This window comes from Paenibacillus sp. 1011MAR3C5, from assembly GCF_003591485.1.
In the GTDB taxonomy this organism is placed as follows: Bacteria; Bacillota; Bacilli; order Paenibacillales; family Paenibacillaceae; genus Pristimantibacillus.
In genome coordinates, this window is the sequence record NZ_QZCF01000002.1 from 591004 (window position 1) to 612552 (window position 21549).

At 52.5% G+C, this 21549-nt stretch carries 20 protein-coding genes; 14 read left to right on the forward strand and 6 right to left on the reverse strand.

The window, feature by feature from the left end; all coding sequences use genetic code 11:
* Nucleotides 1-62 precede the first annotated feature (62 nt).
* The 10 genes from D3P07_RS07765 (at nucleotide 63) to gyrA (ending at nucleotide 14081) form a co-directional block, all read left to right on the forward strand.
* Entirely contained in the window at nucleotides 63-1859 is a 1797-nt protein-coding gene (locus D3P07_RS07765; protein WP_119799616.1) for an ABC transporter ATP-binding protein, read from the forward strand.
* Nucleotides 1856-3679: an ABC transporter ATP-binding protein gene (locus tag D3P07_RS07770; RefSeq protein ID WP_119799617.1), complete on the forward strand. Its 1824-nt coding sequence runs from the start codon at nucleotides 1856-1858 to the stop codon at nucleotides 3677-3679. The genes D3P07_RS07765 and D3P07_RS07770 overlap by 4 nt, the downstream gene beginning before the upstream one ends.
* 155 nt (nucleotides 3680-3834) lie before the next feature.
* Complete coding sequence (gene purT, locus D3P07_RS07775; RefSeq protein WP_119799618.1) at nucleotides 3835-5019, forward strand: formate-dependent phosphoribosylglycinamide formyltransferase; 1185 nt, start codon at nucleotides 3835-3837, stop codon at nucleotides 5017-5019.
* Between the two features lie 10 nt (nucleotides 5020-5029).
* The gene (locus D3P07_RS07780) at nucleotides 5030-5308 is read left to right on the forward strand and encodes a YqkE family protein (protein WP_119799619.1); all 279 of its coding nucleotides are present in this window, start codon (nucleotides 5030-5032) and stop codon (nucleotides 5306-5308) included.
* 37 nt (nucleotides 5309-5345) lie between these two features.
* Nucleotides 5346-6617, forward strand: a complete 1272-nt coding sequence (locus tag D3P07_RS07785) for a M14 family metallopeptidase (RefSeq protein ID WP_310732538.1) — start codon at nucleotides 5346-5348, stop codon at nucleotides 6615-6617.
* A 188-nt stretch (nucleotides 6618-6805) separates the two neighbouring features.
* Nucleotides 6806-7636 carry a GDSL-type esterase/lipase family protein gene (locus D3P07_RS07790; RefSeq protein WP_119799621.1) on the forward strand — a complete coding sequence of 277 codons (831 nt, stop codon included), beginning with the start codon at nucleotides 6806-6808 and terminating at the stop codon, nucleotides 7634-7636.
* A gap of 19 nt (nucleotides 7637-7655) precedes the next feature.
* Nucleotides 7656-8600: an ABC transporter ATP-binding protein gene (locus D3P07_RS07795; RefSeq protein WP_119799622.1), complete on the forward strand. Its 945-nt coding sequence runs from the start codon at nucleotides 7656-7658 to the stop codon at nucleotides 8598-8600.
* Entirely contained in the window at nucleotides 8593-9579 is a 987-nt protein-coding gene (locus tag D3P07_RS07800) for an ABC transporter permease (protein WP_119799623.1), read from the forward strand. The genes D3P07_RS07795 and D3P07_RS07800 overlap by 8 nt, the downstream gene beginning before the upstream one ends.
* A 56-nt stretch (nucleotides 9580-9635) precedes the next feature.
* A complete protein-coding gene (gene parE / locus D3P07_RS07805; protein ID WP_119800004.1) occupies nucleotides 9636-11606 on the forward strand; it encodes a DNA topoisomerase IV subunit B in 1971 nt (656 codons plus the stop codon).
* A 12-nt stretch (nucleotides 11607-11618) separates the two neighbouring features.
* Nucleotides 11619-14081 (forward strand): DNA gyrase subunit A, encoded by a 2463-nt coding sequence (gene gyrA, locus D3P07_RS07810; RefSeq protein WP_119799624.1) that lies wholly within the window; start codon nucleotides 11619-11621, stop codon nucleotides 14079-14081.
* Here the strand turns inward: gyrA and D3P07_RS26905 are convergent.
* A complete protein-coding gene (locus D3P07_RS26905; RefSeq protein ID WP_182914219.1) occupies nucleotides 14062-14229 on the reverse strand; it encodes a hypothetical protein in 168 nt (55 codons plus the stop codon). The genes gyrA and D3P07_RS26905 overlap by 20 nt on opposite strands.
* A gap of 212 nt (nucleotides 14230-14441) precedes the next feature.
* Here D3P07_RS26905 and D3P07_RS07815 point away from each other — a divergent pair, with 212 nt between their 5' ends.
* Nucleotides 14442-14846, forward strand: a complete 405-nt coding sequence (locus tag D3P07_RS07815; protein ID WP_119799625.1) for a MarR family winged helix-turn-helix transcriptional regulator — start codon at nucleotides 14442-14444, stop codon at nucleotides 14844-14846.
* A 40-nt stretch (nucleotides 14847-14886) separates the two neighbouring features.
* On the opposite strand, the gene D3P07_RS07820 is transcribed toward D3P07_RS07815, so the two are convergent.
* The 3 genes from D3P07_RS07820 to D3P07_RS07830 form a co-directional block, all read right to left on the reverse strand.
* On the reverse strand, nucleotides 14887-16122 hold the full coding sequence (locus D3P07_RS07820; protein ID WP_119799626.1) for a CapA family protein: 1236 nt from the start codon (nucleotides 16120-16122) through the stop codon (nucleotides 14887-14889).
* 67 nt (nucleotides 16123-16189) lie between these two features.
* Nucleotides 16190-16897, reverse strand: coding sequence for an RluA family pseudouridine synthase (locus D3P07_RS07825; protein WP_259391388.1), 708 nt, complete (start codon nucleotides 16895-16897; stop codon nucleotides 16190-16192).
* The gene (locus D3P07_RS07830; protein ID WP_119800005.1) at nucleotides 16897-17763 is read right to left on the reverse strand and encodes a class I SAM-dependent methyltransferase; all 867 of its coding nucleotides are present in this window, start codon (nucleotides 17761-17763) and stop codon (nucleotides 16897-16899) included. Before D3P07_RS07830 ends, D3P07_RS07825 begins: the two co-directional genes overlap by 1 nt.
* Before the next feature lie 95 nt (nucleotides 17764-17858).
* On the opposite strand from D3P07_RS07830, the gene D3P07_RS07835 reads away from it, so the two are divergent.
* From D3P07_RS07835 to D3P07_RS07845, 3 genes are all read left to right on the forward strand, one after another.
* Nucleotides 17859-18515, forward strand: coding sequence for a phosphatase PAP2 family protein (locus D3P07_RS07835; RefSeq protein ID WP_119799628.1), 657 nt, complete (start codon nucleotides 17859-17861; stop codon nucleotides 18513-18515).
* Nucleotides 18512-18700 (forward strand): hypothetical protein, encoded by a 189-nt coding sequence (locus tag D3P07_RS07840; protein ID WP_119799629.1) that lies wholly within the window; start codon nucleotides 18512-18514, stop codon nucleotides 18698-18700. Before D3P07_RS07835 ends, D3P07_RS07840 begins: the two co-directional genes overlap by 4 nt.
* Before the next feature lie 62 nt (nucleotides 18701-18762).
* Nucleotides 18763-19092: an antibiotic biosynthesis monooxygenase gene (locus tag D3P07_RS07845; RefSeq protein ID WP_119799630.1), complete on the forward strand. Its 330-nt coding sequence runs from the start codon at nucleotides 18763-18765 to the stop codon at nucleotides 19090-19092.
* A gap of 62 nt (nucleotides 19093-19154) precedes the next feature.
* Here the strand turns inward: D3P07_RS07845 and D3P07_RS07850 are convergent, their stop codons facing one another.
* The gene (locus D3P07_RS07850; RefSeq protein ID WP_119799631.1) at nucleotides 19155-19496 is read right to left on the reverse strand and encodes a YjjA family protein; all 342 of its coding nucleotides are present in this window, start codon (nucleotides 19494-19496) and stop codon (nucleotides 19155-19157) included.
* Between the two features lie 213 nt (nucleotides 19497-19709).
* The gene (locus D3P07_RS07855; RefSeq protein ID WP_119799632.1) at nucleotides 19710-21062 is read right to left on the reverse strand and encodes a lytic polysaccharide monooxygenase; all 1353 of its coding nucleotides are present in this window, start codon (nucleotides 21060-21062) and stop codon (nucleotides 19710-19712) included.
* Nucleotides 21063-21549: the final 487 nt, after the last annotated feature.

Genomic DNA, 21549 nt, shown 5'->3' on the forward strand with positions numbered 1-21549 from the left:
CTATACCGATGCTGATAAGATTCATTCATGCTTACATAACAGAGATGGGGAGATGGATTTCGTTGGACGTACTGAGGCAATTAAAGGCTTTTTATATGCCGGAGAGAAAGTACTTAATTGCATCGATCTTATTTTTGATGGTCGCAACGGCGCTCGGGCTTGTCTATCCGAATCTATTGCGTTATCTGATCGATGATGTCATTACACCGAAGAAGTTCGAGCTTGTACCGCAGCTCGCGCTCATTGTCGTGGGAGTCATTTCTTTGAAAGCGCTCAACCAATTCTTGCACGGCTTTTTTGGCGGGAGACTGGGCAACAGGGTTGCCTTCCGCTTGCGCAATGCCTTGTACGATAAGCTTCAAACCTTATCCTTTCAATATTATGACAAGGCAAAGACAGGCGATCTGATGTCGCGGCTTACAGCGGACCTGGAGGCGATCCGCAACTTTATCGGATTCGGCTTCGCTCAAATTTTGAATATGGTGCTCATGATTGCCTTTGGCGGAGCCATGATGCTGTACCTGAATTGGCAGCTGACGCTGATTACGCTGGTTCCGATCCCGATCTTGGCGATTTTGGCGCTTCGCTTCGAGAAGCTTATTCATCCGGCGTTCCGCGAGATGCGCCAAGCGATGAGCAACCTTACGACGGCTGTCCAAGAGAATATAACAGGTGTGCGCACAGTCAAGTCTTTCGCCCGCGAAACACATGAAGTGACGAAATTCTCTGTACGCAGCGAAGCGTATCAGACGAACCAGGTGGGGGCAGCGAGGATCTGGGCGAAATTCTTCCCGGTCATGGAGCTTGTGGCCAACATGAGTGCAGTGATCCTGCTCATTACTGGCGGAATCATGGTCATTAACGGTTCGCTGCTGCTGGGTGAGTTCGTAGCCTTCTTCAGCTTGATCTGGTACATTATCGGCCCGATGTGGGGACTCGGCTTCCATATTAATAACTACACGCAGTTCAAAGCGTCGGGGGAACGCGTGCTGGGCCTTCTGAACGAGCATGTGCATGTGAAAAACGTTAAGGATGCCATAGAGCTCGACCCACGCAGCGTGAAAGGACATGTCCGGTTCGAAAATGTCACCTTTAATTATCCGGACAAATCCGCAGCTCTGACATCCATTGACATTGATGCGCCAGAGGGATCGGTGATTGGTCTCTTGGGCGGCACAGGGGCGGGCAAATCTACGATCATACAGCTTCTCATGCGTGCTTATAATGTGAAAAATGGCCGCATTACGCTGGATGGCATGGACATCAAACATCTGGATGTAGCGTCGCTTAGACGCCAGATTGCGCCGGTCTTCCAGGAGACGTTCCTGTTCTCGGCATCGATCCGCGACAATATCGCTTACGGTATCCGGGATGTGACGCAAGAGCAAATCGAGTATGCCGCGAAGCTGTCCAAAGCGCATGATTTCATCATGGAGCTGCCGCTGGGCTACGATACGATTGTCGGGGAGCGGGGCATGGGCTTGTCCGGCGGACAGAAGCAGCGTATCGCCATTGCGCGCGCGCTGATTAAGAACCCTCGGATCCTGATTCTGGACGATGCGACAAGCGCAGTTGACATGGAGACGGAGCACGAGATACAAGCGGGCTTCAAGGAACTGATGGCGGGACGCACGACGTTCATTATTGCTCACCGCATCTCCTCCTTGCGTCACGCTGATGAAATTATCGTGCTCGACAAAGGGCATATCGTACAGCGCGGCAGCCATGCTGAGCTCATTGCCCAGAAGGGTCCTTACCGCGAAACGTATAAAATCCAATACGCGGACTACGTGAATGACGAAGAAAGTGAATACGCCGTGATTGATATTCAAGACCGGAGAAGGAGCAACGCAAAATGAGTGCAAAAGCATCCGCCAAAGGGCGAAGCCGTAATGAACGCTTCGTCTACCAGGACGACGAAGCAATCGAAAAGCCGTTTAACTGGGCGCAGCTGCGCCGTCTCTATACGTACATGATACCGTACAAGCGAGAGCTGATGCCTGTCATCGTGATGATGATCATCGGTACGCTGACCAGGCTTGCCATTCCTTTCCTGATGCTCTATGTCATCGACAGCATACTGGATGCGGAAAAGGGCTCCAAGAGCACTGGCATGCTGGCGGTAATCGGCGGTCTTATGCTGGCGCTGTATATTGTGCAATGGGCGTCCAACCGGTACCGGATCAAATATACAAGCATCATCGGGCAAAAGGTCATCTACGATCTGCGCAACCATTTGTTCCAGCATATACAGAAGCTGTCCTTCCGCTTCTATGACAAGCGTCCGGCAGGTTCCGTTCTCGTTCGTGTCACGAATGATGTCAATGCTTTGCAAGACTTGTTCACGAACGGTGTTGTCAATCTTCTGATGGATTGCATCCAGCTCGTGGGTATCGTCATTATTTTGCTGGTGCTGAACGTCAAGCTGGGTCTGGCCGTCATGATTACCGTTCCGATTATGTTCATCGTGTCGACCTCCTTGCGCAAGCGCATCCGCTTCGCTTGGCAAGATGTACGGATGAAGCAATCGAGGATCAATGCCCATTTGAACGAAAGTATTCAAGGGATGAAGGTCACGCAAGCTTACGTTCAAGAGAAAGACAACATGGGCTTCTTCAACCATATGAACACGGACAATATCAAGTCTTGGAACAAAGCATCCGCACTGAACCAGGCCTTCGGTCCCGTCATTGAAGTGACAGCCGCGATCGGCACATGCATCCTGTTCTGGTATGGCACTCATCTCATCCAGACTAACGTCATTACGATTGGCCTCCTGTTCGCTTTCGCCAACTATATCGGCAACTTCTGGGAGCCGATCAACCGATTGGGCCAGATGTATTCTCAGCTGCTGATCGCCATGGCCTCCTCGGAGCGGATCTTCGAATTTATTGATGAGGAGACGACGGTAGCGGAGCGTAAGGACGCAAAGCCGCTTCCTGCGATCAAGGGCGATGTCAAGTTCGATCAAATCATCTTCGAATATGAGAAAGACAGACCGGCGCTGAAGGGCGTAAGCATCGACGTAAAGGCGGGGCAATCGATCGCTCTCGTCGGCCATACCGGCTCCGGCAAAAGTACGATTATCAACCTGCTATGCCGATTCTATGATCCCGTTCAAGGCCGGGTGCTTATCGATGGAATCGACATTCGCGATGTCTCGATTGAGAGCCTTCGCTCGCAGGTCGGTATCGTGCTGCAGGACACCTTTATCTTCGCGGGTACGATACGCGACAACATTCGGTACGGCCGATTGAACGCGACCGATACGGAGATTGAGGATGCGGCGAAAGCCGTGCACGCCCATGACTTCATTATGTCGTTGCCTGACGGGTATGAGACAGAGGTCGAGGAGCGGGGCAATATGCTTTCTATGGGACAGCGGCAGCTGCTGTCATTCGCTCGCGCATTGCTGGCGGATCCGCAGATTTTGATACTCGATGAAGCGACGGCAAGCATCGATACGGAGACAGAGCTGAAAATTCAGGAAGCGTTGAAGACGCTGCTGGCCGGCCGCACATCCTTTATGATTGCACATCGCTTGTCTACGATTCGCCATGCCGACGATATTATTGTGCTCGATCACGGCAAAATTGTGGAACAAGGCAATCATGAAGCGCTAATGATGAAAAAAGGCGTATATCATGGCTTGATTGAAGCACAATATCGCTATTTATAGCTCGAAAGTCCGAACGATTCAGCACTTATCTGTTTGTTTATATTGATTTTTCGCAAAAGAACCTCCACAATGGAAGAAAACCGTTTTTGTCTGAAGCCGTTCTCGCTATTTCGAGGGAAAGCAGACGAAGATGTTCCAGGAGGTTCTTTTCTTATATGTATGGCTCACCTTTAACATCGAATGCTCGTAAAGTGCTTTTATTGGGATCGGGAGAATTAGGCAAGGAGGTCGTTCTTGAAGCGCAGCGACTGGGCGTAGAGACGATCGCGGTAGACCGTTATGCGAACGCGCCGGCCATGCAGGTTGCACATCGCAGCTATGTGGTTGATATGCTTGACGGTGATGGCATTCGCCGTATCATCGAGCAGGAGAAGCCGGACTTTATTGTGCCGGAGATCGAAGCTATTGCGACCGAGACGCTGCTTGCGCTGGAGAGTGAAGGTCACCGCGTCATTCCGACTGCCCGGGCGGCGCGATTGACAATGGACCGTGAGGGAATCCGCCGGCTGGCTGCCGAGACGCTGAGCTTGCCGACAGCGCCCTATCGCTTTGCCGATACGTTGGAGGAGCTGAGAGCAGCGGCTGACGTGCTTGGTTATCCGTGCGTGATTAAGCCGATTATGAGTTCTTCGGGCAAAGGACAGAGCGTATGCCGTTCCGAAGCCGAGCTGGAGAGCTGCTGGAACTATGCGATGGAAGGCGGCCGCGCCAAGAAGAGCCGTATAATTGTAGAAGGCTTCGTGACGTTTGAGTCCGAGATTACGCTTCTGACGATTCGTTCGGTGAACGGCACCAGCTACTGTGCGCCAATCGGACATGTGCAGAAGGACGGAGACTATATCGAGTCATGGCAGCCGCATGACATGACAGTCACGCAGATCCGCCAAGCGGAAGAGATTGCGTATCGCATTACGGAAGAGCTGGGCGGCTATGGCTTATATGGTGTCGAGCTGTTCCTGACGAAGGACGGCGTCCTCTTCAGCGAGGTATCACCGCGTCCGCATGATACAGGTATGGTTACGATGGCGACACAAGATCTGTCGGAGTTCGCCTTGCATATCCGGGCGATACTGGGCTATCCGATTCCGACGATCCGACTACTGTCGCCGGGCGCTTCGCATACGCTCAAAGCGGATCGCGAATCGCAATCGTTTCGCATCGGCGGATTGGAGGACGCACTGGCTGTACCGAATACGCAAGTCCGCTTGTTCGGCAAGCCGGAGACGAAGGTTGGCCGGCGCATGGCTGTAGCTCTAAGCACGGCTTCCGATACGGAGTCGGCACGTGCGCTTGCGCGCAGGGCGGCGGAATCGCTGCATATTCAATACGAGAACGAGTAGGTGAAGCAACATGGCAAAGAAGGGCAAGCAACAGCAATCGCAGCCGAGACGCAGCGGCGAGCAAGCGCATTCGGAGACTTCAGGCGCTACGCTGAAGGATTTGCTGGGCGCAGATACGCTGCAAAAGCTGAAAGCACAGGCAGAGGACCTGAAGCAGGCTGAGGCTAAGCGCAAGGAGCAGCAGCGCTTGCAAGAGGAAGAGGCGAAGAAGCAAGAGAAGAAGCGTCTGGAAAATGATTTCTCTTACTTGCTGGAGAACAGCGACAATAACTGGAGCAAATATAAATGAGATCGTGAGCCTTCCGCCATCGTGCGGGGGGCTTTCTTTGTGCCAAGGAACCAATCGGGGCACAGGCCCATACTTTATTCTAATGAAAGCAGGCGGGGATGAAGGAGGAGTCAGCGTCATGCAGGTTACGGTAAGAAACGGAGATTCGTTATGGAAGTACAGCATTCTCTTCGGTGTACCCTTTCGTCTAATCGTGGATTCCAATCCGGGGATTGAACCGGAGGCGCTGTACATCGGCCAAACCGTTCAAATACCGGGATTCGAATGGCTAGAATACCGCATTGCAAGCGGAGATTCGTTATGGCGTATCGCATCGCGCAACGGCATATCGGCGGAGCTGCTGCTGCAGACCAATCCGGGACTGCAAAGCAACAACCTGCAGGTGGGCGAAACGATACGGCTGCCAAGACGTGTCACGGAGCTGGTTACCAATCCGCAGCGCACTTATAATGTTGCTGCGCTGGAAGAGGATCTCGGCAGACTGGTTGCGGTCTATCCGTTCCTCAGACGCTCCTCGATCGGCAACAGCGTAATGGGCAAGCCTATAACGGAAATCAGGATCGGCAGCGGCGAGCGGATGATGCACGCGAACGGTTCCATTCATGCGAATGAATGGATTACGACTCCGGTGCTTGTCCAGTTTCTGAACGAATACGCAATGGCTGTTACGAATAGTACAGACTGGAACGGAATAGCCATGTACGCCCCGTATTTGGCTGTGACGCTTTCGGTGGTTCCAATGTTGAATCCCGACGGGGTGGATTTGGTAGTCAGCGGACTGCCGGAAGCCGAGCCGGTCCGCAGTGAGGTGCTTGCCATTAATGAAGGCAGCATGGACTTTAGCGGCTGGAAGGCCAACATAAGAGGCGTCGATCTGAACAAACAATTCCCGGCTCTGTGGGAACGTGATGCAGCCGCTGGGCCCCAGTCCCCTGCTCCGCGGGACTTCTCGGGCACATCGCCGCTGACTGAGCCAGAGGTGCAGGCGCTGGCGGAGCTGACCCGAAGGGATTCGTTCGCGCGGGTAGTGGCCTTCCATACGCAAGGGGAAGTTTTCTTCTGGGGCTTTGAAGGCTTGGAGCCGCCGGAGTCGGAAGCATTGGCTGCGGCTTTCGCGGAAGCGAGCGGCTACGAGTCCGTTCGGAATGTGGACAGCAAGGCCGGCTATAAGGACTGGTTCATTCAGGATTGGCGGAGGCCGGGATTTACGATCGAGCTAGGCAGAGGGACCAACCCGCTTCCTCTCGAGCAGTACGACCGAATCTACGATGCAGCATCCAGCATTATGCGGGTTGCAATCACGCAATAACGGGAGAAAAACGCCTGCCGATGATTGGATTCAACAAGCGGATGATGCTTCTGCAAGATGCGCTTTGCGCATCTTTTTTTTCGTTCGCATGGCATAAGGCGCGGCGGAAATGCAAACCATGGTAACATCTGACACGATAGAAGAAAGGTGCCGGTCATGACGATCAAGCCGGCGGGGAGGGTTCCGAAATGAGGAGAAACCGATTATTATGGGGCTGGATTGCTGCTTGCTCCCTTCTGTCAACAGGAATGCTTCTAGCAGGGCTGGGCATCGTGATCAACGACATGCTGCTTGCACCCGCAGTCTTGGCTCAGAGGCCGGCGCCTGATGTTTCATCCCAGCCTCCTCCGGGACAGGAGGCATCCCTCGCCAGCGCCAAGGAAATTCGGATCGTCGCCTTGGGCGATTCACTGACGAAAGGCACCGGGGATACCACGGGCAAGGGATATGTCTATCATGTGGTTGAAGGCTTGAAGAAGAAATATGATAAGCCGGTTCATGTCTTGAACAATTTGGCTGTGGGCGGCATGCAGGCGTCTGAACTGGTCGAGCGCTTGTCTGGGGATACAGGTTATCAGTACGCCGTGAAGCAAGCCAATCTGATCCTGCTTACGATCGGAGGTAATGATCTGTTCCTGTCGGCGCGTGCCAGAATGGCGCAGAAGGATTGGGAGACGCTCGGTGTGGACGGGCTTGCGCAAGGGATTGAGGAGGCGCTGGAACGCTTCCGCAAGGTGGCAGATACGTTGTATCGTCTTAATCCTGCTGCAAAAGTCGTGTATATGGGACTCTATAATCCCTTCTATGATTTGGACAAGCTCCGGGGAGCGAGTATAAGCATGCAAGAGTGGAATACAGGAGCTTACGCGGCCATTCACCCGTATCCTAATATGATGATGGTGCCAACCTTCGATTTGTTTGAGGGACGTATCGGAGAATACCTGTCATCCGATCATTTTCACCCGAACCGCGAGGGCTACGAGCGGATTGCCGGCCGTATGCTGGAGTCGCTGGATTGACGAAAGGAGGAAGACTTCTATGGAAGGAAAGGATGTGCCCGTGCTACGCGTGAAGGACCTGCACAAGTCGATCAGAGGACGCACAATCGTCGAGAAGATGAGCTTTGACATCCAAAAAGGAGAGAAATTCGGTTTTCTCGGTCCTAATGGAGCGGGGAAAACAACAACGATTCGCATGCTTGTTGATTTGATCAAGCCGACAGGAGGCACCGTCGAAATATGCGGGCATAACGTTCAGCGCCGCCCGGAGCAGGCGCTTCGGCATGTCGGCTGTATTGTTGAGAATCCTGAAGTCTATAGCTATATGACGGGCTGGCAGAACCTGGAGCATTTTGCGCGTATGGCAGAGGGAGTGGATGAGGAGAGAATCCGGGAAGTGACGGGAGTCGTCAAGCTGCAGGAACGAATTCATGATAAAGTGAAGACGTATTCGCTCGGCATGCGTCAGCGGCTTGGCATTGCTCAAGCGCTGCTCGGGCGGCCCAAGCTGCTTATTCTCGATGAACCAACCAACGGCTTGGACCCGAAAGGGATTAAGGAGCTGCGGGCATTTGTCCACAAGCTTGCGGAGGAAGGGATAAGCCTGCTTATCTCCAGTCATATGTTAAGCGAGGTTCAAATGCTGTGCGATAGAGTGCTCATAATGGACCGTGGGAGGGTGATCGCAACAGGCAAAATCGAGGAACTGATCCAAGGCGCTTCCGGTTATGTCTATTGGCGGTTCGACAATAGGGAGGAAGGTTTGGCCGAGCTGGGCAGGGACCCTCGAATCGAGATTCGGAGCGGGACAACAGCCGATAGCCAGCCGGGGGATACCGTCGTTGCGGCCATGCCGGAGTCAATCATTGCGGACACGGTCGACAGGCTGTCTGCCAGGGGGATCGGCATTACTGCTGTCTATCAGGCGGAGCCGACGCTGGAAGAGCTTTTCTTGGCGCTGACAGGGAGCGAGTCTCTTGCTTAAGCTGGCGGCGCTTATTCAGAATGAATCGCTCAAGCTGTGGATGAAGAAGCGTTTTATCGTTATCGTCCTTATTCTGTTGATCCTGATCCCGGTGTTTACTTATGCCGAGCATAAAGTTGTAAGCAATCAAGCCAAGCACTTCGCGGATTGGCGGAATCAAGTATTGCAGCAAATTGCGGATATGGAGAACACGCTAGCAAGCGACCGGATTCCGGAGGAATGGAAGCGCGGCAGGCGCATCGCCGTACAGCAGCTTCACTATTATTTGGACCATGATATCAATCCCAGCGAGCCGAGCGGCGTGCAGTTCACGCGAGAGTTTCTGGGCAATTCAATCACGCTGTTCATCCCGATGCTGGTGCTGGCTATCGGCTCGGACATCGTCTCGGGCGAGAGAACAAGCGGTACCATTAAGATGCTGCTGACGAGACCGGTCAAACGGTGGAAGATTCTATTCAGCAAACTATGCGCTCTTACGCTTTATGTCTCATTAACCATTGCGGTAACGGTTATATTGTGTTACCTTATATCCGGCTTTGTTTTTGGTTATGAAGGCTGGACGGCACCAATATTGACCGGATTCCGGATCGAGGGCTCGACCATCGACAGCTCGGCGGTTCATGCGGTGCCGCAATGGCGCTTTTTACTTATGGAGGCTGGTCTAAGCTGGTTTTCCGCTATGACAGTCGCAGCGCTTGGCCTTATGGTAAGCGTCCTGATTCGCAGTACGGCGGCCAGCTTGGTTACAATGATGTCGGCGATCATTGCCGGTACGATTTTGTCCTCGATGTCCTCTTCCTGGAGGAGCGCGAAATATTTATTTTCGGTCAATCTGAAGCTGACCGGCTATCTGGAAGGAACTCCGCCGCCCATTGAGGGCATGACGCTTCCTTTTTCCTTGGCTGTACTGGCTGCATGGGGAACGGCGGGGTTGATCGTTTCGTTTCGCGTCTTTACGAAAGGGGACATCTTGAATTAAAATAGCTTGAAGATACGAGTACGAGAATGAAAGCAGATACGGATTGGGGGAAGCTCATGGCTGAGCAAATGGATTTTTTCGCAGGCACAGCGGCCGCAGACCGGAACTATGAGGCCGATGATATACAGGTATTAGAAGGCTTGACCGCCGTACGCAAGCGGCCGGGCATGTACATCGGCAGCACCAGCACTTCCGGCTTGCATCATTTGGTATGGGAAATCGTCGATAATGCGGTGGACGAGCATCTGGCGAAGTTCTGCTCCGCGATCGATGTGACGCTGCATAAGAACGGTTCCATCACCGTTTATGACAACGGGCGCGGAATTCCGACCGGCATGCATAAGACCGGCATTCCTACGCCGCAAGTTGTCTTTACGATTCTGCATGCGGGCGGCAAGTTCGGCGGCGGGGGATATAAGAAGTCCGGCGGCCTTCATGGCGTTGGCGCTTCGGTAACGAATGCGCTGTCGGAGTGGCTGGAGGTTGAAATTTACCGCGATGGCAAAATACATAAAATGCGCTTCGAATACTGGATCGACGACAAAGGCAAGGAGCATGTCGGCGATCCGGTAACGGGCCTTGAAATTATTGGCAATACGAACCGGACGGGGACGAAGGTGACATTCAAGCCGGACGGACGCGTCTTCCAGACCGGAACCTCCTTCAACTATGACACGCTCGCCGAGAGGCTGCAGGAGATTGCATTCCTGAACTCGGGGCTGAAAGTGACGATCAAGGACGATCGCAGCGGCAAAATCGATGTTTTCCATTATGAGGGCGGCGCAAGCCAGTTTGTTCAATATTTGAATGAAAACAAGACGGTATTGCATGAAGTTATCCACTTTGCCGGCGACCGTGACGATATTGAGGTTGAGGTAGCTCTGCAATACAATGACGGCTATACAGAGACGATCGCTTCATTCGTTAACTCCATTCCAACCAGAGGCGGCGGCACGCATGAGACGGGCTTCAAGACCGCTTATACGCGCGTCATGAATGACTATGCCCGCAAAGCAGCACTGCTGAAGGAGAAGGACAAGAATCTGGAGGGCAACGATCTCCGCGAGGGCATGATGGCGGTCATCAATATTAAGATGTCCGAGGTGGAATTTGTCGGCCAGACGAAGGATCAGCTCGGCAGCGCTTCGGCGAGAAGCGCGGTCGACGCGGTCGTAACGGATAAAATGCAGGTTTTCCTGGAGGAGAATCCGCAGATTGCCCAGTCGCTGCTCAAGAAAGCGGTTCAGGCGTCCAAGGCGCGTGAAGCGGCCCGGAAGGCGCGCGAGGAAATCCGCAGCGGCAAGAAGAAGAGCGAAAGCTCCAATCTGGGCGGCAAGCTGACGCCTGCGCAATCAAAGGACTATACGCGCAACGAGCTGTTCATTGTGGAAGGCGACTCCGCCGGAGGTTCTGCCAAGCAGGGCCGCGATTCCAAGCATCAGGCTATTCTGCCGCTTAAGGGCAAGCCGATGAACCCGGAGAAGGCGAAGCTGGCCGATATTCTGAAGAACGATGAATACAAAGCGATTATTTCTGCGATCGGAGCCGGTGTAGGGCCGGAATTCGAGGCTGAGGAAAGCAACTATAATAAAATAATTATTATGACGGATGCGGATACGGACGGTGCGCATATTCAGGTATTGCTGCTGACCTTCTTCTACCGTTATATGAAGCCGCTTATTGATACCGGCAGAATCTATATTGCTCAGCCGCCCCTTTATAAGATCACGAGAAAATCGGGCAAGCTGGAGACCGTTCGGTATGCCTGGACGGATGAGCAGCTTCAAAATTATTTGAAGGAATACGGAAAAGGCTATGAGCTTCAGCGGTATAAGGGACTTGGCGAGATGAACCCGGATCAGCTGTGGGAGACGACGATGAATCCGGAATCCAGAACGCTGCTGCAGGTGCAGATTGAAGATGCGGCCAAGGCGGAACGCCGCGTATCGACGCTTATGGGAGACAAGGTCGATCCTCGCAAACGCTGGATCATTGAAAACGTAGACTTTACCGAATATGAAGAATAGGGGGGAGCTAGCATGAGTATCCTGGAACAATTCCTGCCGGCGTTTCTGGAGGAGGTCGTAGGCGACCGCTTTGGACGCTATTCGAAGTACATCATACAGGATCGGGCGATCCCCGACGTACGAGACGGGCTTAAGCCGGTACAACGCCGTATTCTGTACGCCATGTACGATGCGGGCAACACGCCGGACAAGCCATACCGCAAATCGGCCAAAACCGTAGGCGATGTAATGGGTAATTACCATCCGCACGGGGATTCCTCCATCTATGAAGGGATGGTGAGAATGGCCCAGCCATGGAAGATGGGGCATCCGCTGATCGACGGCCACGGCAACTGGGGCTCTCAAGATGACGATCCGGCTGCGGCGATGCGCTATACGGAGGCGCGTCTGTCAAAGATTGCATTGGAGCTGCTGCGCGATATTGACAAGCGGACTGTTCAATTTAAGGACAATTTCGATAATACGACCAAAGAACCCGTTGTCTTGCCGTCCCGGTACCCCAATCTGCTGGTTAACGGCGTAAGCGGCATTTCCTCTGGTTTTGCAACTGAAATCCCTCCGCATAACCTGCGTGAGGTGATCGATGCGTGCATTACTTTTATGATGAAGCCGAATTCCACGCTTGAAGATTTGATGACGATCGTGAAAGGTCCCGACTTTCCGACAGGCGGTCTCATCATGGGCGAGGAAGGCATCCGCGATGCGTATTCAACAGGAAAAGGCCGTATCTATCTTCGCTCCAAGACGGCGATCGAAGATATGCGTGGCGGCAAGCAGCAGATTGTCATTACGGAGATTCCGTATCAGGTCGTGAAGTCGCGTCTGGTGACAGCGATGGAGACGATCCGTCTGGAGAAGAAGGTCGAAGGCATTGCGGAAGTGCGGGACGAGAGCGGCCGGAATGGTCTGCGTATTGTCGTCGAGCTGAAAAAAGAAGCGGATGCAAACGGGATATTGGCTTATTTGCTCAAGAAGACAGATCTTCAAGTCACATACAACTTCAATATGGTTGCAATTGTGAATAAGGCTCCGCAGCAGCTGGGACTTCTCCCGATGCTGTCAGCGTACATCGAGCATCAGAAGGAAGTGGTCACCTGCCGCACGAAGTACGAGCTGGAGAAGGCGGAAGACCGCGCGCATGTGGTGGAGGGGCTTGCCAAAGCGCTTAATCTGTTGGATGAGGTCATCGAGACGATTAAAGCGTCGAAAAACCGGGCTGACGCTCAGGATAACCTGATTGCAAAGTTTGGCTTCACGGAACGCCAGGCCGATGCGATTCTAACGCTCCAGCTCTACAGGCTGACAAATCTGGAGATTACGTCGCTGGAGAAGGAACTGAAGGAAGCGCAGAAGAAAATTGCTTACTTGCGCTCTATTCTGGAAAGCGAGAAGAAGCTGATTGGCGTGATCCGCGACGAGCTGGTCGAGATCCGGGACAAATACGGTGTTGACCGCAGATCGGATATTCAGGGCGAAGTGGAAGAGTTGAAGGTGAATCTGGAGGTTCTGGTTACCCCTGAGGATGTGCTGGTGACACTTAGCCAAGACGGCTATATGAAGCGGACAAGCATGATGTCCTTCACCCGCTCGGGCGGCGAGCTGGACAGCGCAGGCGTGAAGGACGGGGACGTCATTCGGGACTTGCTGCAAGTGAACACAATTGATAACTTGCTGCTGTTCACCCGCAAGGGACAATACTACTTGCTGCCGGTGCATCAAATACCGGATTTCAAGTGGAAGGACACGGGTACGGCAGTCGTCAATATTATTCCACTGCCGAAGGACGATGCCATCATTAGCGTCATTCCAGTCAAGGATATAGGGGAATCGGGCTTGTCGCTAGTCTTCGTGACGAAGCGCGGTCAGGTGAAACGAACGGAATTGAAGGAGTATGCGACAACGCGCTCAACAGCAGTCGCCGCTTGCAAGGTTGCAGATAACGACGAGGTTATCAGCGTTACGGTCAGCGACAGCCAGAAGCAGCTGCTGCTTGTCTCCCGCAACGGCATGAGCATCCGCTTCTCAGAGACGGAAGTGAATCCGATGGGCCGCGTAGCGGCTGGCGTAAGAGGCATGCAGCTGAAGGAGGATGACGAGCTGGTCTCCGCGCTGTGGGTGTCGGATGACGAGGGAGAAGTGCTTGTCATCTCCGATATCGGTTATGCGAAGCGTTCGTTGCTCCTTGATTATCCAATCCAGGGCAGAGGCGGACGAGGTGTTCAGACGTTCGAATTCAAGGAAGGCAAGCGAGTACGGTCCAATGGCGACAAGCTGGCGGCTGCCTACTATTGCAGACAGCCGATCGAGATTGTGGTTCTTACCTCCGGTGGCGCCAAGCTGACGCTAGATTCGGAGAAAGCGCCAATCGATGAACGCAAGTCAGTCGGCAAGGGTCTGCTGTCTGTAGAGAAGAACGACAGCATTGTTACGACCTTTGTTCGGAACGTACCGGAGCTTAATCAAAAGGCCGATTAGGCGGATCGAGCCGTTCAATTAATTCAAGAAAGGCTTCCAGCATGACCCACATTGGCACAAGCTCATCCGGGCGGTCAAGCCAATGCGGGTCTTTTATAATGCCGTATGCACGAATGCGCTCCATGACTTCAGCCTTTCTGGTGTCCAAAGGGATCACGCTCCTTCTTTGTCGTCAAGGATAGTGGAATTTCGCCCGCGAGGCTGGGCTGTCGCCACATTATATGTAAATTGCTGTCAAACGGTTCGCTATTATAGCGATTAATGACGCAAACTATTAATTGGGTTAACCTTTTATTCGACATAAGCAATTGCTATAATAGACATAGAAGAGGTTAATAGGACAGAAAGCGGGTGGGAAGTTTGATTTCTGAAGATTTTACTCGGGTGTGGACCAAGCTGTCGCGCGAGTGGAAGATCAATCTGGAGCAGGCGCTTGCTCCGCTCACAGAAGGTCAACTGAATGTACTGGAGCTTCTGCTGGAGTCTCAGCCGATGAAACCGTCTGATCTTATTCAGTATTTGTCAACGACGCCAGCCGCCATTACGACGCTGCTGGACCGGATGGAGAGAGGCGGGCTTATCGCGCGCACCAGAGACGACAATGACCGCCGCATCGTATGGATATCCGTGACGGAGAAAGGGCTGTCGGAAGCCGAGCGGGGACGCGGCATACGCAATGGCATGATTGAGCAGTCGCTCGATCGCATCTCGACGCATAATCAGCAGCTTCTTGTCTATCTGCTAGGCAAGGTTGCCAATTCATAATAGATAGGGTCGCTTCCTGAACGGGAAGCGACCCTATTTGTTATTTCATGGACTCTAGCCGCTGCAGGAGCATGTCGAAGTCTTTTTGCATTTGGTCATATTCTCCGGCTTTCAGAAGGCTATCGTTTCTCGCAGCAAGCGTCTCTTCCACGGGAAGAATACGATACCGGAAGGCTCGGTCCGGCTTGTAGCGATGAACCCAAGTCGGAATGGCTTCGATATCGGTCAGCGTTGTCGTTTGTTCCGTTACATTCTTGCGGACGCCGACCTTGAAGATGACACCGTAATCCTTGGAATCTCCACGCTGGTTGGAGATGAAGTTGCCCATGGAATAAATAATGAGCGAACGTGTCTCGTTGCCGTTATCATCATAGCCTTCGATCACCTCATATGGCTGTATCACGTGAGGATGCGACCCGGCGATAATATCGGCACCAGCCGCTACGAGCGACCGCGCCAGCGATTTCTGGCTTTCGGAAGGGGTTGTCTGATATTCATTGCCGAAGTGGAGGGCGACCGTAACGAGATCGGCACCGTTGTCTTTCAGCCGGGCAATGTCTGCTTTAATCTTCTCCTCATCAATCAGGTTAACGAGATAAGGCTTGCCTTGCGGGATCGGAATGCCGTTGGTGCCATAGGTGTAAGCCAGGAGTCCCATACGGATGCCATTCTGTTCCGCGAGGATAAGCGCATCGGCTTCTTCCTGCGAGGAAGCGGTGCCGATCGCTTGCAGATCCAGCTCTTTCAAATGCTGGAGCGTATTCAGCAGCCCGCGCTCCCCTTTGTCCAGGGAATGGTTGTTTGCTGTGGAGAGGAGATTGAAGCCGGCGTTCTTCAGCGCTTCTGCAAGCTCGTACGGCGCATTGAAGGTCGGATAGCCGGAATAGCCGAAGTCAGCGCCGGCAATGGGCGTCTCCAGATTGGCCATAATCCAGTCGCCTTGGCCTAATATATCCTTCACCTCTGCGAAAAAAGGATTGAAATCGTAGCTGCCGAGCTTCGAATCGTACGCGCCGGGCAGTTGCGGGTAGTGGCTCATGATGTCTCCGACACCGACCCAGACTGCCTCCGTGAATACCGGTTCGACTGGCGTCGGTTCCGGTGTAGGAGGGGGAGTGGATGCAGCTTCCGAAGGAGCAGCGGATATCAGCTCTTGATTGCCATCCTTGTGAGTGGCGATTTTATCACCTATTGTCTGGGCAAGCAGATAAAAAATAAGGATGGATAGAACACTTAATACAAGAATGATGGGAATTAAGACGGTCTTGCGTCGCATAGGGCTCCTATTCGTCCTCTCATAATCAATGGGAAGCCGGCTCTAGCCTGCGCTTCCCATTGATGTACTAGATATAATACTTGGCTGCTTCTTCCAGCTGATCTTGCTCCCACCAGCTCCAAGGAGCAGCCGCCTCCGGCAGGGAATGAAAAGCAACCTCTTCTTTGGAGATGGGATGGGGAACCGACACTGAAGTTGACCAAAGTGCAATATTTGCAATACCCGGCTGCTTGGCTGCGCCATATTTCAAGTCCCCGACAAGCGGACAGCCGATATGGGCCAGCTGTGCGCGGATTTGATGCGATCGGCCCGTATGTAGCTTAACGGCAATCAAGCTGAACCGTTCATGGACCGCCACAACCTTGTACGCCAGTATCGCTTCCTTCGCATTCGCTTCCGGTGTTTGGAATACGGTAACCTGATTGCGCTTCTGATCCTTCCAGAGATAGTGCTTTAATGTGGCCGCAGGAGACGCTGGAGTGCCTTGTACGACACACATATAGGTTTTGCCGAAGGAACGGCTGCGTACGGCTTCGGACAGCCTGGAGGCCGCCTTGGACGTCTTGGCGAAAATCATCGCTCCGCCGACCGGCCGGTCAAGCCGATGAACGAGTCCTAGAAATACATTGCCAGGCTTGCCATGCCGCTCCTTCAGATCCGCTTTCAGCAGCGTGAGCATATCCGGATCGCCGGTTTCATCTTCCTGCGAAGGCACCCCCGGCGGCTTCACGACCGCAAGCAAATGATTGTCTTCATATAATACGGGGATCCGCATTAGTTCGACTCCCAGCGCCCAAGAATCCCGCATGGCAGATTAAGGCCGGACCTCGTAATCGGCAATCCGATCTCGCCACAGCTGATCGTGCCGCCGTACTTGGCCTTCATGGTCATGTGAAGCATGTTATGAAGAACGGTTGGAGACAGGCCGGTCGTATAGGAATTAATGAGCAGAAATAACGGGTTGTCCGACAGGATGGTTGTGCACGATTGGAGGAACGGATACAAATTCTCCTCCAGCTTCCAGGTCTCGCCGTTCGGTCCGCGTCCGTAGGAAGGCGGGTCCATAATGATCGCATCGTATTGGCGCCCGCGGCGCTGCTCGCGTTGGACGAACTTGAATACGTCGTCTGTAATATAGCGAATCGGAGCCGATTCAAGACCCGACAGCTGTGCATTCTCTTTCGCCCACTGCACCATGCCTTTGGCGGCATCGACATGGCAGACCTCGGCCCCGGCCTTGGCTGCGGCTACTGTAGCTCCGCCGGAGTAGGCGAACAGGTTCAATACGCGAATTGGACGTCCGGCATTGCGGATCTTGTCCATCATCCAGCTCCAATTGACGGCTTGCTCGGGGAATAAGCCGGTATGCTTGAAATTGGTAGGCTTTATATGAAAGGAGAGTTCTCCATAGGTAATTGTCCATCTCTCCGGCAGCGTTGGAGACATCTGCCATTGGCCGCCGCCAGACGAACTGCGGTGATAGTAGCCATCCGTTTTGTTCCATGGTCCCGATTCATCTGCAATCGGCCAAATAATCTGAGGGTCCGGCCGGCGGAGGACGTAATTCCCCCAACGCTCCAGCTTGTCTCCTTCTCCTGTATCGATAACCTCGTAGTCCGTCCATTTATCTGCTATGTACATCATTCGTCTTTCCTTCCTTGACTCTAGTCTTGTCACATATTAATATCATCGATTATTATAACGAAGCAGGGAAAACTAAGCAATGAAACTTACCAATGGAGGCGGTTTTTATTCGCAAGGAACGGAGCTTTTGGATCATTATGCTCGTTATCGGCATCATCGGGTTTGCCATTGCGGCTATAACGGTGCCGGATAACGGAGGTCACGCCTTTGATCAATGGGCGCATGATGGATTAACGGAGTGGAGAAGCGAGGGGCTTACCTCCTTTCTAAAATGGATGTCCGTACTTGGCTCAACCGCTGTCATTGTCGCGATTACACTTCTCGCGGCAGCCTGGTTCGGGTATCGCCATGGCTGGCGGTATTCAGGCATGCTGATCGGCAGCGTGCTGGCCGGATATCTTTTGAATACGCTGCTGAAAAACCTGTTCGGTCGCGTTCGACCCGGTTCAGCATGGGAATTGACGGCGGATGGGGCCAGCTTTCCGAGCGGCAATGCAATGCTTGGCATGGTGATGTTCGGCATGATTATCGTTATTTTGCTAAAAGAGAGCAGATGGAGCGGATGGTTAAAATCCGTCATTTCTGTCCTTGTAGCTCTGCTGATCGTGTTAATGGGCGCAAGCAGGATTTATTTTCATGTTCATTACATATCGGATGTACTTGCCGGTTATAGCGCGGGGCTGATTGTAATCTCGGCCGCACTGCTGCTTGCTGGTATACGGGGACGGAAGAAAGGAGCTTATTCATGATACATATGGAATGCGAATGCGGCAATCGTACCAATCTGTTCGCTACGGGTGACCGGGATGAGCATGGCCGTGAATTTATCGAGCTTGAGGATGATGACCGTTTCAGCTTTGTTATTGGGGAAGACAGCATTGTGTTCAAATGTTCGTTCTGCGGCTATCGGTATCGACTGAAGCACTATGAATAAGATGTTGACATTGATAATCGTTATCGATATGATGAAGAGAAAACGATAACGAAGGTGATTCGATGTTTATCCAATTGAGAACAATAGTTGTAGAGACAGGCCATGCGGAGCAGGTGGCAGAGCGATTCGGTTCCACCGGCGCGATAGATGAGATGCCGGGTCTGATCGACCGGACGGTAATGGTCAGCCGCAAAAATAAAGAATCTGAAGAAGTTATCGCGATGATCCGTTGGGAATCCGAGGAAGCTTGGAAAAACTGGGAGAAGAGTCCCGCCCATATTGCCGGACATCGCGAGAAGCGCAACGATGCGCCTCCTAGCTATATCCTTAGCACCACTGTCAAAATGTACGACGTGAAAAAAGTGATTGCCGGCTCCGCTGCCGGCGTATAACGTCAGACAATAAAGGGACAAGGGCTGGCTTGCGACGATGGTCGCGGGCCAGCCCTTGCCTTTTAGTAACAATAATACTTCTCCCATAATTTCCATGAGTCGCCCTCATGCTGTTTCCACCAACTGAAGTCATCCCACCAGCTGCGATCATGCAGCCAGTCCCAGAGACCCCCTTTGCCGCTCTTCTTGTCGTTGTAATGCTTGTCATAGTCATATGTATCTTCCTTCTTGTCTTTGCCGCTGGAGCCCCCGAAGAAGGAGAAGAGGGAGGAGATAGATGCTAGCAATCCTTTGTTCCCGTCGGCTTCATAGCCGGAAGACTTACCGGAGGCGAATGCGGATGCCGGGAAGGCGAGCAAGGTGAGGAGCGTGGCGCATGCGATGACCCGTTTCAAGGTTTTCAACTGGATCCACTCCCTAGTACAATATAGAGAATTTTGATGTTCTCTATTGAGAATTTTACCGCAATCGCATAGAGTTGTAAACGTTTTTTCGGGACTATAGTCTGTGCGCCGTAGGGCAAAGGGGAAAAGAATAAAAAAACAAGCTGTTACCGATCGGGATCGGCACCAGCTTGTTGTGAGCAATGCGAACTAGATGATAGGTTCTATCGGGTCTTAAGGAATGACTTTCCACACATCACCTGCAGGAGTGCCAGGGATGTTGCCAAGCGTCCACCATCTAGCTTCGTAGTTGACGCCGTTATACGTTACTTTGTCTCCGCCAAGATAGACTTGAGTCGAGCTCCAAGCCGGGAAAGTAGTTGGCGCAGATGGCGTTGTAACGTTGACCGCATTACTTGCAGCGGATACGTTGCCAGCAGCGTCAACCGCTTTGACCGTGAACGTATAGGCAGTGTTCGCGGACAGGCCAGTTACCAGGTATTCAAGCGTAGAGCCCGAAACCGTAGCAACCAGAGTAGTGCCGCGGAAAATTTGGTAGCCAGTTACGCCGACATTGTCTGTCGATGCGTTCCACATCAGAGGTACGGAGTTTTGCGTTGCGCTGCCCATGACATGCAAGCTGCCTGGAGCAGTTGGCGCAGCCGTATCCGGTCCGGAGATGTTCGGCGTCGTAAAGGTTGCGGCACTGCTCGCTGCCGATACGTTGCCGGCCGCGTCGTAAGCCTTAACGGTAATATTGTAAGCCGTATTGGCGGATAGTCCCGTCAAATTATACGTTAGCGCACCAGTTGTGGAGCCGATTTGAGTCGCTCCGTTGAAGATCCGGTAGCCGGCAACACCGACGTTGTCAGCGGAAGCGGACCAGGATACTGTAGCGCTAGTCGCAGCAACATTGGAAACGCTTAGATTGGACGGAGCAGTAGGAGCTGTTGTGTCGCCATTGCTCGTGCCGCTCAAGTTCACGTCAATGACGTTGTAGAAAGCGTTTGCCGTATTGTCCACATCCCAGACTGCCAGGATCACATGGTATCCGGAGCGGTCAGTTGGAACGTTACAAGTATGGGAATAGCTAAACGGAGGCTGAGCGCCGCCATAGTTCACCGTACAGAACGGAGTGGACTCGAATTGGTCGCGAGTCAGCGGGGAATTTGGATTCCAGTTTGCTTTCGTAATGAAGTAGCGGAAAGAAGTTGAAGCATGGTTAGCTGTAAATTTCCAAGTAAACGTTTGTTGGCCGCCGGAGAGTGCTACTTTGCTCCAACGTGTGCTGGATTGCTCGTCAAGCTTAGGGAATGCTCCGCCTGCGCTGGCAATCTTGCCGTCAGCAGGACCTGCAGCAGGGAAGCCTTTAGGCGCTTCCAAGCTTTGCGGTTCGTACACAATTGCGCCACAGTCCGTATTTAGCCCGTTTTTGCACTGTATAGCCCGGCTCGCTGGAGATTCAACATATCCATGAGCGGATACTCTGTCGGCCATAATTGTCATGATTGCCACCAGTACGAGTGCGAAGCCGCTGGCGAGCAAAGCCTTTACGAACAGTTGACGCGGGTTTTGAAGCAGTGTCATTGGTAGATAACCTCCTAATAGTGGTAGAGTGGATCGATTAGACCATTATGCGGTTCTGGTTGATGACATTGCAGGTACTGCCGACAATCTTAGGGAAGCTTAAATAACCTAAATATTCTGATAACGTATAAAGCAATCTCCTTTCCCTTGAGGTTTTATATAAACTCAAAGAAGAGCTTATACACGCAAGTGAAAAAGCCGCCAGTTGGTCTTGGATGCAAGTTGCTGATGGTAAAAGGTTGGTTGCTGATTGAAGTTGCAGGTGAAGAGCAGAGATTGAAACAAATTCGGAACGAAGGAATTGCAAACGCTTTTGCAATCATATGATTTGACTTGGAGCGGTAAATCGGGTGATCGTTAAGGATTTGTTGAAGATGTGTCTAGTATAGGGGAATAAAAGGAGATTGTGGAGGGGAATTATTATTTTAATCAAATTTTCCCCCTATTGCATCATTTTTAATGAGGTTTAATTTCAATATTACGAGTA